The sequence below is a fragment of the Apibacter mensalis genome (assembly GCF_001418685.1).
GTDB lineage: Bacteria > Bacteroidota > Bacteroidia > Flavobacteriales > Weeksellaceae > Apibacter > Apibacter mensalis.
The window spans coordinates 175,022-191,024 of sequence record NZ_LIVM01000002.1 but is presented as its reverse complement, the minus strand read 5'-3'; the positions used below and the strand labels follow the sequence as shown (position 1 = coordinate 191,024).

The 16,003-nt window shown below is 30.3% G+C and carries 14 protein-coding genes, 3 tRNA genes and 1 riboswitch; of the genes, 10 read left to right on the top strand and 7 right to left on the bottom strand.

The genetic code is table 11. The features are described 5' to 3' along the window. Positions 1-259: 259 nt before the first annotated feature. From ASC36_RS02195 to ASC36_RS02185, 3 genes are all read right to left on the bottom strand, one after another. On the bottom strand, positions 260-1,654 hold the full coding sequence (locus ASC36_RS02195) for an NADH-quinone oxidoreductase subunit N (RefSeq protein ID WP_055424848.1): 1,395 nt from the start codon (positions 1,652-1,654) through the stop codon (positions 260-262). A 316-nt stretch (positions 1,655-1,970) separates the two neighbouring features. Continuing rightward, positions 1,971-3,107 carry a YncE family protein gene (locus ASC36_RS02190; RefSeq protein WP_055424847.1) on the bottom strand — a complete coding sequence of 379 codons (1,137 nt, stop codon included), beginning with the start codon at positions 3,105-3,107 and terminating at the stop codon, positions 1,971-1,973. Next, entirely contained in the window at positions 3,104-5,140 is a 2,037-nt protein-coding gene (locus ASC36_RS02185; RefSeq protein ID WP_073961186.1) for a TonB-dependent receptor, read from the bottom strand. The genes ASC36_RS02190 and ASC36_RS02185 overlap by 4 nt, the downstream gene beginning before the upstream one ends. Positions 5,141-5,254: 114 nt before the next feature. Beyond that, positions 5,255-5,453: riboswitch (cobalamin riboswitch) on the bottom strand. 117 nt (positions 5,454-5,570) lie between these two features. Here ASC36_RS02185 and ASC36_RS02180 point away from each other — a divergent pair. Together ASC36_RS02180 and ASC36_RS02175 are read left to right on the top strand one after the other, a co-directional pair. Further along, the gene (locus ASC36_RS02180; RefSeq protein WP_055424845.1) at positions 5,571-5,903 is read left to right on the top strand and encodes a MerR family transcriptional regulator; all 333 of its coding nucleotides are present in this window, start codon (positions 5,571-5,573) and stop codon (positions 5,901-5,903) included. 20 nt (positions 5,904-5,923) lie between these two features. Next, on the top strand, positions 5,924-6,160 hold the full coding sequence (locus tag ASC36_RS02175; protein ID WP_055424844.1) for a hypothetical protein: 237 nt from the start codon (positions 5,924-5,926) through the stop codon (positions 6,158-6,160). Between the two features lie 130 nt (positions 6,161-6,290). On the opposite strand, the gene ASC36_RS02170 is transcribed toward ASC36_RS02175, so the two are convergent. Further along, positions 6,291-7,319 carry a glycosyltransferase family 2 protein gene (locus ASC36_RS02170; RefSeq protein ID WP_176696531.1) on the bottom strand — a complete coding sequence of 343 codons (1,029 nt, stop codon included), beginning with the start codon at positions 7,317-7,319 and terminating at the stop codon, positions 6,291-6,293. A gap of 4 nt (positions 7,320-7,323) precedes the next feature. Beyond that, positions 7,324-8,277 carry a glycosyltransferase family 2 protein gene (locus ASC36_RS02165; protein WP_055424842.1) on the bottom strand — a complete coding sequence of 318 codons (954 nt, stop codon included), beginning with the start codon at positions 8,275-8,277 and terminating at the stop codon, positions 7,324-7,326. A 507-nt stretch (positions 8,278-8,784) separates the two neighbouring features. On the opposite strand from ASC36_RS02165, the gene ASC36_RS02160 reads away from it, so the two are divergent. Further along, positions 8,785-9,345: a 1-acyl-sn-glycerol-3-phosphate acyltransferase gene (locus ASC36_RS02160; protein ID WP_055424841.1), complete on the top strand. Its 561-nt coding sequence runs from the start codon at positions 8,785-8,787 to the stop codon at positions 9,343-9,345. 156 nt (positions 9,346-9,501) lie between these two features. Here the strand turns inward: ASC36_RS02160 and ASC36_RS02155 are convergent, their stop codons facing one another. After that, positions 9,502-10,200: a hypothetical protein gene (locus ASC36_RS02155; protein ID WP_055424840.1), complete on the bottom strand. Its 699-nt coding sequence runs from the start codon at positions 10,198-10,200 to the stop codon at positions 9,502-9,504. A gap of 72 nt (positions 10,201-10,272) precedes the next feature. On the opposite strand from ASC36_RS02155, the gene ASC36_RS02150 reads away from it, so the two are divergent. Further along, on the top strand, positions 10,273-10,650 hold the full coding sequence (locus tag ASC36_RS02150; RefSeq protein ID WP_055424839.1) for an RNA-binding S4 domain-containing protein: 378 nt from the start codon (positions 10,273-10,275) through the stop codon (positions 10,648-10,650). 9 nt (positions 10,651-10,659) lie between these two features. On the opposite strand, the gene ASC36_RS02145 is transcribed toward ASC36_RS02150, so the two are convergent. Then, positions 10,660-11,178, bottom strand: a complete 519-nt coding sequence (locus tag ASC36_RS02145) for a shikimate kinase (RefSeq protein WP_055424838.1) — start codon at positions 11,176-11,178, stop codon at positions 10,660-10,662. 120 nt (positions 11,179-11,298) lie between these two features. On the opposite strand from ASC36_RS02145, the gene ASC36_RS02140 reads away from it, so the two are divergent. The 6 genes from ASC36_RS02140 to ASC36_RS02115 all read left to right on the top strand — a co-directional run bounded on the left by ASC36_RS02140 (position 11,299) and on the right by ASC36_RS02115 (position 15,927). After that, positions 11,299-11,371, top strand: a tRNA-Lys gene (locus tag ASC36_RS02140). 48 nt (positions 11,372-11,419) lie between these two features. Continuing rightward, a tRNA-Lys gene (locus ASC36_RS02135) sits at positions 11,420-11,492 on the top strand. Positions 11,493-11,538: 46 nt separating this feature from the next. After that, positions 11,539-11,611: transfer RNA gene (locus ASC36_RS02130), tRNA-Lys, on the top strand. Positions 11,612-12,287: 676 nt separating this feature from the next. Beyond that, positions 12,288-12,683 (top strand): type VI secretion system tube protein TssD, encoded by a 396-nt coding sequence (gene tssD / locus ASC36_RS02125; RefSeq protein ID WP_055424837.1) that lies wholly within the window; start codon positions 12,288-12,290, stop codon positions 12,681-12,683. Positions 12,684-12,730: 47 nt separating this feature from the next. Beyond that, the gene (locus tag ASC36_RS02120) at positions 12,731-14,518 is read left to right on the top strand and encodes a type VI secretion system Vgr family protein (RefSeq protein ID WP_055424836.1); all 1,788 of its coding nucleotides are present in this window, start codon (positions 12,731-12,733) and stop codon (positions 14,516-14,518) included. Positions 14,519-14,535: 17 nt separating this feature from the next. Then, entirely contained in the window at positions 14,536-15,927 is a 1,392-nt protein-coding gene (locus tag ASC36_RS02115; protein WP_055424835.1) for a PAAR-like protein, read from the top strand. Positions 15,928-16,003 lie beyond the last annotated feature (76 nt).

Genomic DNA, 16,003 nt, shown 5'->3' with positions numbered 1-16,003 from the left:
TAATGATATATATACTTTTAGAGACGATATAGATAAAATATAATAATCGTAATAAAGACATAAATGAAGTAAAAAGTAAATTATAGATTTAAAAGATTATGTTACTATTTTACATACTCAGGTAAAATTAAAAAGTCGCAACGTTTTGCGACCTTCTAGTTTTTTACAATATTGTTATTTAAATATATTTATCTGTTTTTTAGGTAATTCTATTAAATAAAACCATCCATTTAAATTCTCAACAAAACTGTTTACTTTTTTAATTAGCTGATGCTAAACAAGAAAATACAGGTTCAGGATACACTCCTAAAAGAATGAGTAAGATCACTAATATAACCGCTATAACGTTGTAAATATAAGGAGCTTTTTTAGCCTCGTTTAATTCTTTATAGCCGGGTTTAAAATACATAGCTATGACTATTGTAAGATAGTATCCTATGCTGATTGCAGATCCTATAATAGCAATAACAACTAAAATAGGCTGGGTGTACAATGCTTGTGAAAACAAAGTAAACTTAGCAATAAATCCGGATGTTAATGGTATACCAGCCATGGATAAGAGTGAGATAGTAGTTACTAAAGCTAAGATGGGTTGTTTCTTCGCTAATCCATTAAAAGCATTTATTTCGGTAATTCCATGCGAAATTCTTTCGATGTAAATAAGGCTGATAAAAGCACCTATTGTAGAAAGAGAATAAGCTAATAAATAGAATGCCAAGGTATATACGGAATTAGCATCTGTGTTGAAAAATATAAGCAATAAATAACCGGCATGTGAAATGCTTGAATAGGCTAACATTCTTTTTGCATTTTTTTGTAGAACACCAACAATATTTGCAGATAATAACGTTAAAATTGCTGCGTAGAATATTATATATTGCCATTGGTTTAATTGACCGATAAAGGCTGTTTCAACCAATTTATATAAGGCTACAAATCCTGAAATTTTTACAACAGATGCCATAAAAGCAGTAATAAGTGAAGGAGATCCTTCGTATACATCGGGAGCCCAAAAATGAAATGGAACTATGGATATCTTGAAGAGTAAACCGACTAGCAGTAAAATAATCCCGGTTATGTAAAGAGTGGGATAATGGGTTGCCTGTATGCTGTATAAACGTATAGTTTGTAGGTCAAAAGAACCGGTTATACCATAAATTAATGTTATTCCAAAAAGTAGAAATCCGGTAGCAAAAGCTCCTAATAAGAAATATTTAATGGAAGCCTCGTTAGAACGCAAATCATTCTTATTACTTCCGGCTAATACATATAAAGGTATAGATAAAATTTCAATACCTAAAAATAAAGTTATCAAATTTTGATATGAGAAAAGTACGATACCCCCGCAAAGAGCAAAAAGCATTAAGCTGTATACTTCTGCCTGATGGTGATCGATGAGACGAAATGCATATTTTCCTAAGAATACGATTAACAAAGTGGCCAATAATGATATTTGTGTAAATATTTTGGCAGTTTGATCAAAAGCAAACATGGACGCATATCGCGTGAAAAAGGGACTATCTCCATAAAAAGAAGCGATTAAAGCGATAAGTAATCCTAAAATTGCAAATGGTTGAGAATATTTCCCCTGCCCGAAAACACCTGAATAAAGACTCAGGATGGCTGCTGCGAAAATAATGATGATGATGCTCATTATATTTTTAGTATTTTTTTAAAGTTTTGCATCCAAAGTTACAATTTTTGATTAAACTGTAAAATTAAAAAGTTAAAATAGTAACGTATTATATAATACCTCAGTAAATTTAATAAATTTATGAAATATAGTAAGTTATTTTAAAATTTAATTTTCAGACTGTTATACAAATTTTATCTCAAAATTAATTTTTGTTTTAGTAGATTTTTATAAATTTTCCAATAAATTAATTCATGAACAACTAGTATAATAAAAAATGAAAAAGTTGTGATCCCACAACCTTTTCATTTTTCATTGCTTACATTATTTATAGACTTTATTTAATTACTATGGCAAAATGTCCGGGCGAAATTCCTGTTGATTTCCACCATTTTAGATTACCGTTTTTACTAAAGTAATATATTTTTCCGTCAGAAACAAAATCCATAGCATCTGCTATGAAAAAACTACCATCTTTTGGATCGGCAATTATTCCATATGGAGCCATAATTTCAGACTTTGTTCCGTCTTTAATTAATTCGGAAGATATGATTTTTTGTGTATCTACGTTTATTATACCATAATTAGTTAAGGTTTTTCCGGAGGTATATTCAGATCCGTAAAAATAAATTTTTTCATTGTAAAAAGTTAAGTCGGAAATAGCTATATCCAGCTTATTAATGATTTCATCTGTAGAAGGATCAATAACAGCCACTAAAGGTTTGAAATTACCATAATCACCTCTTGAGGTAACCCAAATATGATTATTTTTATCTTTTCTTATTCTATGCAAGTTTTTACCCACTTCTATATCATAAATTTTCGTGAATGAGTTCAAGTCAATTACAGAAACGGTTGTATCATAATCCGGAAAATAATATCCTCCTGAATTAGCAACATAAAGTTTGTTATTTACAATAGTCATTTCTTCCGGATTACGTCCAACAGAAACTTCATTTACTATAGTACCGTTATTAATATCAATTTTAGCTACATATCCCGGTCCATTTAGAGTATCACTGGCATACGAGGATACAAACGCATAGTCGCCATCAAAAGTTATATATCTACAATTGGGAACGGTTATTTTTCCTATATGCTTTGCGGTTTTCGCATCCATAACTTCAACATAATTGGAATTGTTGATTACCGCATACATTTTATCTTTATAAATTTTCAAATCATTTCCGGTGTCACCTAAACCTCCTTGATTGGGGTTGGTTTTGGTAAAGTAATCTTTAAAAAAATCGGCTGTATCAAAATCAAAATAGGATAGAGATGAGTTATTTTGTTGATAATTGCCTTCATTTAAAATATATAAACCTTGTTTGGCACCCGGTTGTGATTCAATAATAGTATTCTGGTCAGACCAAGAATCGTCATTACTACAAGAAACAAAGAATGGTGTAATTATAAATAAAAATGGTAATAAAAATTTTCTTGCTACTCCGCTAGTAGTTACTAGTTTTTTCATATGTTAAATTTAATGATGATCTTATAATTTCTACCCGGCATGGGATAATTGGCTACTATATCGTAAAACTTATTAAAAATATTATTAATTTGTAAAGATGCTTTACATTGGATATAAGTTAAAATGAATTCTTTGGAAAGTTGTATGTCATGGGTATACCAAGCTTTCACAAGATTGTCAATGTTGTTAGCCGGAGAATTATACCGTTCTCCGGTATACATAAAACTGTAATTAAAATTCCAATCTTTATATACACACCCAAATACGAGAGAACCGCTGTTCCAAGGAATGTAAGGAAGCTGATTTTTATAATTTAAAACCGGAGAAGATAAATTCTGAGCATCTTCATAAGTATAGGTTATTCTGGTTGAGAAAAGAATGTCTTTAATTAACCATGAAGTTTGAGTAGAAATATCTAATCCTCGTATACGGGATTTACCAAAATTTAGCATCGTCCAACGAAATTGTTGCCCTTTAGGATAAGCAATGATCTTATTTCTAACTGTATTATAATATGCATCAATGGTAAAATCAATATGACTAAACAAACTTGAAGTAAAGTTTTTATTTAAATTAAGACCTACATCAAACTGATTAGTATATTCAGGCTTTAAATTAGAATTTCCAAAATCCGTATAGTATAAATCATTGAATGTTGGCATTCTAAAAATTCTTTTGTAAAAACTATGTATACTTAAATCTATCGATCGTAAAGGTTTATAATTAAAAAAGAGAGCAGGGGTAAACTCACTCTTATCTGAAGCTGTTCCCGTACTATTGTTAGAATTCGTTTTTTCTTGCACAAATGTGCCTAAAACACTGGACTGAAGTTTTATATTAGCAAAGTGTAAAGATGAAGCTAAAGCGATCATTTCCGTATTTCTTTTGGGAGAAGAAAAATTTTTCAGGTCAGCATTCATACTATTGTTCTGATAGTCGGCAGATAAAGATATATCCCAAAAAGAGAACAATGAAATTTGTTGAGCGGTTGAAATATATATTTCTTCTTGCTTATACGTATTATTTATAAGATTGGAAAATTTATCTCCCCATTTAGGGTCTTTAAAAACTTCTAAATTTTTATAGTGCAAAAAATCATGGGCAAACTTTGTATTTATTAATATTTTATATTTTGAACTGATCAGTTTTTCTAATGAGCCTTGTAAAAAGAAGTTGCGATCCCATTGTTGGGCGAATTGATATCTTTTATAAGAATTTTTTAAAACCGCTCCGGGTATTCCTCTGTCGGAATCATAGTAGTATCCTTTTACATTCCATGTTCCATCGGTAAAGATACCGAATAAACTACCCTCTGCTCGGAAAGCACTTATGTTCCCATTTTGCCTTATAGCAATAGTATCCCAGTTTCCTTTCTTCTGCTGATATATATATTTCCCATCTGAATTGATATATTCAATATTTAATGATGAAGTAACTGAAGAGGATAATTTTTGTTCCCATAGAATAGAGGGGTTAATTAATTGAAACGATCCGGAACGATAAGTTGCATTTATATTCGTTTTTTTTAATTCCGTAAATACAGGACGTTTGGTAGTAAGATAAATGCTTCCAGATGAGCCAAAATCTTTTGCGGACTGAAATATTTGACTTTTTTGTCCATTGTATACAGAGATGGATTCTAAATTATCCATAGAAAATTTTCCTAGATCTACCATTCCGTTTTGTGCATTTCCTACTTGTATTCCGTCATAAAAAACACCTACATGTTCGCTTCCCATTCCTCGGATGTTAACTGTTTTTATCCCACCAACTCCTCCATAATCTCTAAGTTGTATTCCGGAAAATAAACGGACGGCATCAGCTACAGAAGAGCTAGCACGATTTTCTAATTCTTTTCCTTTCAATTCTTGGTATGGAATTATTCCTTTGTCGTTTCTTTTCCCGGTTGCAACAACCTCCTGTAATTCAGTAATTTTAAGGCTATCTTTTTTTTCTTGCGAATAAGATAAAGAACTCATCAGGCTTATAACATAAACAAATACCATATTTTTCTGATTGATGTTCCTCATCATTTTGTCGAGTATCTTGAATTATAGGCATAGTTAACTAGTTTCCGGAAAAGAAAACAGGAAAAGTAAATTTGAAATGCTTTTAATGTTTTCAGCCTTATTCCACGAAAGCTTTTAAAACTATATTCAAATCTGGCAGGTATTCTGACTTACTTCATTTTAAGAACCTTCCCAAGCTAATAATTACTCAGTGGCATAACTCTTAAAACATATTTAAAGATTACAGCAGCGGGCCTGTTTCGGATTTACACCGAATTCCCTTTTAAGATTGTTTTTTAACTAGTAATTAACAATCACCAAATTCAAGCAAATATAATTATTTTTTAGAGCATCTATCGTAGTTGTTGTTGATAAATTGAAATGGTCCTTAAAATAGATCGATTTTTTTAATCAAAATTTAGTAAGTTGCATTAAAAAATATTAGATTTGAATAATGAACGTACAGCTTCCTGAAAAATTATATTATTCTATAGGCGAAGTAGCACAGGCTTTTAATGTAAATAGTTCACTGATAAGGTTTTGGGAAAAAGAATTTGACATTATTTCCCCCAAAAAAAATAAGAAAGGAAACCGTTTTTTTACCCCAAAAGATATTGAAAATTTTAAAATAATCTTTCATTTAGTAAAAGAAAAAGGATATACCTTAGAAGGAGCAAAAGTTGCTTTACAGTCACAACAAAACTTATCCGTGAAAGTTGAGATAATTACTCGTTTAGAGATGGTGAAGGCAGAATTAATTAAATTAAAAGAATTATTAGACGAATAAAAAAATTAAATAAAGATAATATGAAATTACCTAAATTTTTAATGGCAGACAATTCAGATTTTCCTGAAGATTTATTTGTGGTACATACAGAGTTTCCTAGATTTATTTTAAATGTAGAGGAGGAAGAGGTTGAGTGGTTTGATGATTTAGAAGGAGAAGAAGAAGATGTAGCCAATGAAGTAAATTCTTTGATTCAACAAGCTTTTGATTTTTGTGATGCAGAAATTGAAAAATATGAGGAAGAAGATGAGGATTAATCATCCTTAGATTTTTTTATACTATTAAAAGAATAAGCAGTTTTTACAGCTTATTCTTTCTTTGTTTTATATTCAACCTAACAAGATTATTTTGTATAATCGACAATCTTAAAAATTACATCTATAACCTTTATTCATCAACAGAACAGCCTTGAATCCGGTATTGATTTTTAAATTTTTCCGACCATTTTTTCCACTCTTGGAGTTTTATTTTTCGATTATCCTTATTTTTCAAAAACGATGCAATGTAATCTTCTGAAAAATCCTTAGGAAAATTTTGTAGTGAATCAAATTCACCGGAAAACCATTTTTCATTCATTAGAAAATTATATTGATTTACATCGAAATCGAATCCATAATTATGATAGGAATTGGTAGCTGATGAAGTAAATGTAGTTTTCATAACTTCATCATTTAATTGAGCTATCATTTTTTTGTTATGTTTATATTTACGGTAGTACATGGTCGAGTTATATAATTGTCTTTTCTCATCAACTTTTCCGTCAATATTATCCCATATTTTAAGCCAATATTCTTTTTTATATATACCCATAAGAATGGAATTTAATATCCAATATTTTGCTTTAGTATGATTGGTAACCAATCCTAATTTATATAATAAGCTGAAAAATTTTAATTTATTATAAAAGAAGCATCTCATAATGAAAGGGGAAGCAGTAAAAAGATCAGGGTAGTTAGCAGTTATGTAAGGAGTAATTTCAACATGTTTAAATTGTTTAATAAAATTATCGTTCCCTAACCAGCCAAGTCTAAGCAATGAAATATCTTCCTCTTTCATGATCTTGATTAATTCGCTTACATGTATTTCTTTGGTAAACCAAACATCATCTTCTGTAATTATAAAATATGGCGATGCTTCTTTTACAGCTGTAACCCATAATTGAGTAGGAATTTTAAAACCATCAATTTCTTTTCCTGTTTTAAGATTTTGTTTTATGGCTTCTTCTTTTTCTAAATAATTTTCAGATTTTACAATTTTAATCGTGGGATACTTAACTTTTATTTTGTTTAAATATTTTTCAGGAGTTCCATCATCTAAGACTTTAATTGAATATGTACCATCTACAAATGTTTGAATACTGGCTAAACACCTATCCAAATAGAACGGACGATTGAAAGATTTTATTAGTATATCCATAATTTTAAAGCTTAGAATAAATAGTACTAATTAAAGCAAAAATATATTTATTTTTTGATAAAAGATTATAAAGAATGAAACGAATAGACACTGAATAATTTTTATGATATTTTTTTAGTAAAAATTTCAAATGTATTCGATCTTTTCTGTAAAGACAAATTTTCATTGCATCAAGCAGATCATTTTGATCGATAGGGTAATTAATATCTAATAGGTTAATCAAGGAATTTGGATCAAAATTATTATAGTTGTCTTTCCCGGTTAAAATTCTCTCATGATAAAATTTCCGGGCTTTATTAATAAATAACCATTGGATCAACCTTTCTTTGGTTTTTGATAAGGAACCGACTGTTTGTCGATAGGAAATTAATATATCAGGTAGATTTTGAATTTTTTTTCCTTCTGAAAACAACCGTAATATGAGATCATAATCTTCAGAATAAATCATTTTTTCACGATATAGAACCTTCTCATTTCTGAACATTATTGATGAATGATAGATGAGGTTGTTTTTGTGAATAGCTTTTTTTAGTTCATAATATCCGGTAGTGGCGTTAAAATCGTAAATTATTTTATTAGTTTCATCAATTATATGAGCACTGCTTCCTATTAAAAATACCTCAGAATTATTTTCCAGGAATTTTATTTGTTTTTCCAGACGATTGGGTAAAGCCAGATCATCAGAGTCCAATATTGCGATGTACTTACCTTTTGCCTTTTCAATTCCAATATTGCGTGATTTTATGACAAAAAAGTTTTTATAATTATTAATAAGTTTAATTCGAGAATCTCTTTTACAAAACTTTTCTACAATCGATTGAGTTTTATCGGTAGACCCATCATTAACAATCAGCAATTCAAAATTAGCATAGGATTGATTTAGTACCGATTCAATAGATGCAGATATATGTTTTTCTGCGTTGTAAGCAGCCATAATAACTGATACAAATGGATTCATAATTTTATATATAAATACAAAAGTAAAATAATTTTATTTAAATGGTTTTAAGCTGTTATATTTTAGATAAATGAAATAATTAGAGGTCGAATAGGGAGATTGAAAAATATTATATTACAACAGATGATTGAATGCTTGATATTTAAAGCTTAAGTAAAATTTAGCTTATATATTTATAATAAATTTAAGTTAAATTCAAAGAAAATTTTTAATTTAGCAAAAAATTTAGGGCGTTCATATATATAATAGAGATTCTGATAATTAAAGCTCGGGTTTTTATAACATGTATAATGTAGTGCACCTGAATATAACTTTTTTAGTTTAGTGTTTTTAATTAATTCAGAAAAAAATAAAAAGATCATGGTACAAATTCTCTTTAAGATGGTGTTAGTTATTATGGATTACGTAATGTCAATGTTCAGTTAATTAGAAAATTATATACATGTGAAAAGTTCAGTTAAGATTTATTAGCTGAACTTTTTAATTGTTTCAATAAGTAATCAAGATATGAAAAAATTATTAGGAAGTTTGATGTTGTTCGTTATGGGATGGAAATTTAAAAACGAAGTACCTGTCTATGAATTAAGAAAATGTGTATTAATTTGTGCTCCACATACCTCTAACTGGGATTTATATTATTGTTTGGCCAGTTTTTGGTGTTTGAAAATTCCTTATAAAGTTATGATTAAAGATGCTTATACCAAACCTTGGTATGGATTTTTCTTTAAAGCAATAGGTTGCTTAGGAGTTGATCGAAGTCAATGGAATAATTTAGTGCAATATTCATCAGAACTTATTAAAAATTCTGAATCTATGGCTTTAATAAATACTCCGGAAGCAACACGTTCCCGTTCTTTAAAATGGAAAAAAGGATTTTATTATATAGCGAAACAAGCCAATGTACCTATAGCTTTAGCTTATGCAGATTATAAAAATAAAGTAACAGGTGTATCTAAAATAATTAACATTGGGGATAAACCCATAGAAGAGGTATTTGATCAAATTGAAATTTTTTATAAACCGGAAATGGCTAAATACCCTGAAAACTATAATCCTAAAATTTATTAAATATGATTACCTGAGTTTATATCTTATAAAGTCAATACTATTCCCTCATTTTGAAATGGTTTCAGCATAATAATTTTATTATCTTTCTGTATATATTTTAGTGAAAGTAATAAAATAACTCATAGTAAAAATAAAATGCATATGTAAATATCAAATTTAATTACAAGTTTGATCTTGAGAACAAACTTTATATAATTCGAAATTTAATATAAATGTAGCATCTTTACTATTTATATAATTAGATTCTCTTCCGTATGCCAATCGCGAAGGCACAATGATTAATCCTTGTAAGACATTGTAAAGTTCATTTTTTGATTTATTGGTAGGTTTAAAATCTTTTAAACCGTCAACAATACCTCTGATAACATAATAGTTTTCATTTTGAATAGTATCGTTTTTAGGCTTTTTATAAAAGAATGGATTTTCTTGTGCAACACCTGAATTATCAATAGTACTTGAAGAAGTATTTAAGGTCGTATAACCATTTCCTCCTTCACCGGCTACAAAATATTGAAGTGAATAATGAATGAGTATGTTGTTTTTGCCGTCTGCAATATTGTCGGTGTTTATTCCTTGATCCGCTTTAGGATTTTTAACTATCCAATATCCTGAGGTTGATTTTTGTGCATTTTTGCTTAAAGGCTCTTTATCGTCAGGTGTAATCGTATCAGAAAATTTAGTTACTTTTCCAAGATCATCGAAATAATAATTATTTAAAAAATTTAAAATAGCCATATCATCAGCCGTATTTTGCTCATCGACGGATAAAGTAGAAACATTATTATCATCGCTTCCACAAGAAACAAAAAATAATAATGAGAAGAAACAGGCGGCTAAAAAAGATTTCTTAATCATGTAAATAAAATATGTTAATTTAGTTGCTAATTTACAATTAAATTTAATTTTAAGGATCAATTTTTTTAACCTATGAGAATAGATAAATTTTTATGGTGTGTACGTTTTTATAAGACCAGGGCTATTGCCACAGAAGAATGTAAGAAAAACCGTGTATTTTTGGATGATACTCCGTTAAAGCCTTCCAGAGAAGTATTAGTTGGAGAAACATATAAGATTAAAAAAAATCAGATTGACTATAAAATTCAAGTTATTCAAATACCACCTAATAGAGTAGGCGCTAAATTGGTCCCTTTATATATTAAAGACTTAACAGATCCTGAACAAATTGAAATGATGAAAACAAGAACACAAACGCAAAATTATTACAGACAAAAAGGATTAGGTAGGCCCACCAAAAAAGATAGGAGAGAGTTGGATGATTATACTTTGGAATGGGAAGACGAGTAGTTTCATTATTTATTTTTTAGATTGTAAAATATGGATAATTTCCTTACAAATTTCATCTGGTTTTTTTTCAGATACCCTAATTATATGTTCCGCCTGTTCATAAAATGCCGAACGCTCAAATAAATGCTTGGCAATAAATTCTTTTAGGGATTCATCATTTAAATGAGAGATAAGAGGCCGATGTTTTTTCTCTGTAATTAATCTTTCATATAGCTCCGAAGGAGACATTTTTAAATAAAACGAGATACTTTTATCAGTAATTAATTTCATATTATCATAATAAATTGGCGTTCCTCCTCCTAGACTCAATACAACATTATTTTGATTAATCAATTCGTTTAAATAATACTTCTCCTTTTTGCGGAAATGAATTTCTCCATGTTCCGAAAAAATTTGTTGTACAGTTTTTTTTTCATGAAAAGAAATATAATTATCCAAGTCTGTAAAAGGTAGGAGTAAAGTCTTAGCTAAACTTTTTCCAATGGTAGATTTTCCGCATCCCATATAACCTAGTAGAGAAATAATCATTACACTTAAAATTTTTACAAATATGAGATTTTTTTATTATAAATGTTTGGATAGCAAAAAAAAGTAAGTATATTTGCACTCGCTAAACAAAATGGTTAGCAAACACTAGAACACTAAAAAGACCTGGTAGCTCAGTTGGTAGAGCACAACACTTTTAATGTTGGGGTCCTGGGTTCGAGCCCCAGCCAGGTCACATTTATAACTAGTTTATATTTAACATGTAAATGTTATGAGTTATGGAGACCTGGTAGCTCAGTTGGTAGAGCACAACACTTTTAATGTTGGGGTCCTGGGTTCGAGCCCCAGCCAGGTCACATATTGAAAATTCGCGCTTGAGTATCTCAAGCTTTTTTTGTTTACGACTCCGTAGCTCAGTTGGTAGAGCAACTGACTCTTAATCAGTGGGTCGAGAGTTCGAGCCTCTCCGGGGTCACTTGATAATCAAGGAGTTACAATAGATTTGTAGCTCTTTTTTGTTTAAACTGCTTAAACAAACTACAAACAACAACCGAGAATAATCTTTTCACTTTATCCTTGTTATTTATTTTAGCTGTTTCTTAATAATCAATAGTTGTTAAAATACTATAACTATACATTTAAACAATATCCCGAAATAATTACTAATCAGATGAATCATTTGATTAAGGAAAGGCAGATGATTATAAAAGAAGAGGTAAATTTAGAAATTTAAAGAAATAAAAGGGATAACTTAAAGTCGGATCATCAGTATGCATATACAGCAAAAAATGTATTAGCATGTTTGCCGGTTAATAGTTTATTAATTTGCACAACCGTTTTATTGTTAGTTTCTGCTTAATTTAATTAAGCATATATAGCATAAAATATATGACATCTATCCCTAACATTAGTTTTTTTAATATCTAACATTCAATAATAAATATACTTATTGCTTTATTTTATACTTATAAATAATTTATTATTTTAGCAAAAATTTGTATGTAATTATAATGAAAATCTATAGTTATTTATACATATAAAAGTTATTTTATTTAAAGTAAAGGCGGGCGTAAGACAAGTAATTTTTCATATAGAGCATATAAATTGCGATACTTATTCGAAGAATAATTTTTAATAAAAATATAGTATTTATGTCATCATTTTTAGCAAAATTAGAATTGGACGGAGAAATCTATACAGTATTAGAATGCAATTATTCATTCCAAAAAAAAAGAGATAAAACCTCAAAACCAACAGGTGAAACCTCAGGCGGAGAAATAAATTTAAGTATAGAAAGCAACGGAAAAACTGACTTTATTGACTGGATTTTATCACAAGACCGTACTAAAAAGGGTAACATCATTTTTTATCGTCGAGATGGAATGAGTAAGCTTTATGATATTGAATTTGATAAAGCCTACTGTCTTGATTTCAAAGAAACCTTCAATTCTACGGACTCTTCTCCCATGAAAATAGATTTTACTATAGTAGCACGTACACTGAAGTTTAATTCTAAATCAGTTTATGAAAAAAACTGGAAGATCTAAGATCTCTCAATTATTTAAAGTCAAACTAATCTCAAAAAAATCATCCTATGAATATATATCGGAGTTCTACTTTAGGTGAATCCTTTCAAACCTATGCAAAAGTTACTATTAATGGAGTGGAAATTTCACGAGAAAATCATATTCAAGTGAAAATCAAGCAAAAGTTACTCACCCATAATCGTTTTGAAATATTATGTCCAAGTGAAGCCTTTAACGAAAAAAATAGTTATCCACTTACCAATAGCCAAAACCTGCACTATACCTATTTTTCCGTGCATTTGATTCGATTTAATGAAACAACGGCGATATTTCAAGGTGTTATTACGGGGGTTCAACATCGTGTTCAGGATGGATATCCTTATATAATTCTGAAAGGACAATCAGCTACACATCTTATGGATAAGAACATAAATTGCCAAACCTTTGTTAATAAAACGCTGAAAGAAATTGTAACAGCAGTTACCGATAAATATAAAGATAATCGCTTACAGGTACTTATATCTCCCGAAACTACGGAGGTGCTGCCCTATACAGTATGCTATAACGAAACCGATTTTCAGTTTTTAAAACGATTAGCCATGCGATATGGTGAATATATGTATCATAATGGAGAATATTTGGTTTTCGGTAAAGGCAATCAAATAAGAACTGAAATATCCGAAGGAGAAGATTTTCAAGAATATTCCTTAAACGTAATCAGTAAACCTCAACATTTTATCCGTCAACGGTATGATTTACGTAACGATAAGGTTATAAAAGAAGAATCAAATCAACTTTACTATCCTGATCAAAAAAATCTTTTTCATGTCAAATCAGTTCGTGCATCAGAAAAATACTCCATACAACCGCAATCGGGTTATTCTGCTCCCGATTTATTCTATGGGGATGCTCAACAATTAGAAAGAGCCGTACAACGTAAAAAACTTAGTCATGAATCAACCATTTTAGCCACAGCTAAAACCGATAATCCTCGTCTCCGTTTAGGCGATACTATGCAAATGAATGCATGGACTAAAGAAAAAAATAAACTTCAACCCATTGAAAGCTACCGTATCACAGAAATCGAACACAGCTTTACCGAAGAAGGATATACCAATCATTGTGAAGGTATTCCCTTTGAACAAAAAATAGCCCCTTATTTGGATGAAAATGCTTACCCGCATATCGATAATCAAATTGCGATAGTGGTTGACAATAACGACCCCGAATCTTTAAACCGACTAAAAATTCGCTTTTATTGGCAAGAAGAACATGAAAGTACCTTGTGGGTTCCTTTAATGCAAGGACATTCGGGGGGGGGACAAGGAGCGCATGTAATACCAGAAATTGGACATGTGGTATGGGTGGATTTTTTCGGTCATAATGCCGAAGCACCTATCGTTTTAGGTAGTCTATACAGTGGAAATCAGAAAAGCGGATTTCATACTAAAAATAATGATTTGAAAGTATTTCAAACCCGAAGCGGCACTAAACGAATTGTCAATGATGCCGAAGGCAGTATAAAAGAAGAAGATGCAGCAGGAAGCTTTATAAAGTTTGAAGGTGACGGTAACGTTACTTTAAACGTAGTAAAAAATTTATCAATAAAAGTAGGTGAAAACATGAATGTTTCAGTACAAAATGATAAAACTGAAAGAGTAAACCATAACACTTATTATTATTCTGAAAATTTGAGCAATAGCATATCTGACAATAAAGCTGAAAGGATTGGAAATTATTATTATCAAGAATCAGGAAATGCAAATATACAAACATTAAAAGGCAGTTTACTGATGAGAGGAACAACGCTATCTGTCTTACAAGGTGGAGATGATGTAAAAATAAGCAAAGGCTAATAAGTAAAAACAATCTCATGGACAAAGAAAAGAAATTTACCTTTTTAGCCGAAGAATCCGAACAAGGTTTTTGGGTAGATTCTAAAGAATTAACCCAAAGTACGCAAAGACAAAATGAGAAAACAGAGACCGCCCAAAAAGAAGAAATAGCCAATAAATTAAGAGCAGAAAATGATAAGCTCCTCAAGGAAGGGCTACCGGAAGAAAAACGAGAAATGGTTATACATGGTGCAATTTTATATTGTCCGTACGCACAAGCAGAAGGAAAACTAAAGGTTACCTCTAACGAAATATTATTACAAGATCGCATTTGTGCTACAGAAGGCGACGGAAATAACATGATTAATCTGCAATTTCCGGGCTTATGCAACCATCCCAAATGGGGAGATAAAAAACCCGCTTGTCAAAGTGTAATCAATTTAACGCCGTGGCAAAATTTAGGTAAGACCCTGGTTCAAGAGCAAAGAGTTTTAGTAAAAGAATCCTACATAAGTTGTAATCCTTCCCCGAACACAGCAGTTGCAAAACCCATTCCAACTGTAGAAAAAATAACTGCAACCGGTTGTGATAGAAATGTAATTATCAGTTACAACCATGGAAAGTATGGCAATTGTGAGTTTTATAAATTCAGATATGAAGATTTTATCAGACGTCACAGTTTATGCAATCACATGCCTCCGGTTTATTATTTTGGAGAAATGCGAGAAATCAGTGAATATGATTTTATTAATACAGCTAAAGAGTGGTTGACACCAAGTTTAACCGAAGAGATGGACAAAATGGAAATCAAAGAAGTTAAGAAAAAGGGTAGTTTATATAAACCGGTCCCTGCTACCAGTTACGGATATAAATATCGCGTGCGCTTCTCTAAAGTTTTAATGCCAACCTTAACCCAAAGAGGGCAACAGTGGTTAGTAAAAGCAAGATATAAATTGCAAGAATATATGGAACAAGGGGTGATTAATAAATCTTATAGAGCTAATTATGATACGATATTACCGGAAGACTGGGAAACATTGGGAAAATGGGAAAATAATTTTAATAAAAATTTTGAATTAACCGAGAAAGAAATAGAACAGTGTAATCAATGTAACAAAGATGATTTGGATAAAATTCGTGCAAAAAAAATGAAAAAATATTATACTGATATCGAATTAGATAATGATCGATTTCAAGAATTTGCCTTTGCCACTCATCCCGATGCCTATAATCCTAAGGAAATGAAAAAATTGCCGGTAGATGATTTAATAAAAATATTAACAACCCCCGACTTTAAAGAGTGGTTGGGAGCAGATACTTGGAAACAGGCTCTTATTATGGCTCGAAATTTAGATTATCTGTCGATAACAGAAGCCACCTTACAAAGACTGTTTAAAAAATATATTTTACAGGATGATACCTTTGAATAAAAAAACAATAATAACAATTTTAGTAAGCTTCGCCTTATGGAGCTGTAACCCCGTTAAACAAGGAAATATGAAATGG

Coding starts and splice junctions, on each gene's coding strand:
- ASC36_RS02190 (WP_055424847.1), bottom strand. CDS start 3,107: ATGAAAAAACTAGTAACTACTAGCGGAGTAGCAAGAAAATTTTTATTA.
- ASC36_RS02160 (WP_055424841.1), top strand. CDS start 8,785: ATGAAAAAATTATTAGGAAGTTTGATGTTGTTCGTTATGGGATGGAAA.
- ASC36_RS02150 (WP_055424839.1), top strand. CDS start 10,273: ATGAGAATAGATAAATTTTTATGGTGTGTACGTTTTTATAAGACCAGG.
- ASC36_RS02180 (WP_055424845.1), top strand. CDS start 5,571: ATGAACGTACAGCTTCCTGAAAAATTATATTATTCTATAGGCGAAGTA.
- ASC36_RS02170 (WP_176696531.1), bottom strand. CDS start 7,319: ATGGATATACTAATAAAATCTTTCAATCGTCCGTTCTATTTGGATAGG.
- ASC36_RS02115 (WP_055424835.1), top strand. CDS start 14,536: ATGGACAAAGAAAAGAAATTTACCTTTTTAGCCGAAGAATCCGAACAA.
- ASC36_RS02145 (WP_055424838.1), bottom strand. CDS start 11,178: ATGATTATTTCTCTACTAGGTTATATGGGATGCGGAAAATCTACCATT.
- ASC36_RS02165 (WP_055424842.1), bottom strand. CDS start 8,277: ATGAATCCATTTGTATCAGTTATTATGGCTGCTTACAACGCAGAAAAA.
- ASC36_RS02175 (WP_055424844.1), top strand. CDS start 5,924: ATGAAATTACCTAAATTTTTAATGGCAGACAATTCAGATTTTCCTGAA.
- ASC36_RS02155 (WP_055424840.1), bottom strand. CDS start 10,200: ATGATTAAGAAATCTTTTTTAGCCGCCTGTTTCTTCTCATTATTATTT.
- ASC36_RS02120 (WP_055424836.1), top strand. CDS start 12,731: ATGAATATATATCGGAGTTCTACTTTAGGTGAATCCTTTCAAACCTAT.
- tssD (WP_055424837.1), top strand. CDS start 12,288: ATGTCATCATTTTTAGCAAAATTAGAATTGGACGGAGAAATCTATACA.
- ASC36_RS02195 (WP_055424848.1), bottom strand. CDS start 1,654: ATGAGCATCATCATCATTATTTTCGCAGCAGCCATCCTGAGTCTTTAT.
- ASC36_RS02185 (WP_073961186.1), bottom strand. CDS start 5,140: ATGATGAGGAACATCAATCAGAAAAATATGGTATTTGTTTATGTTATA.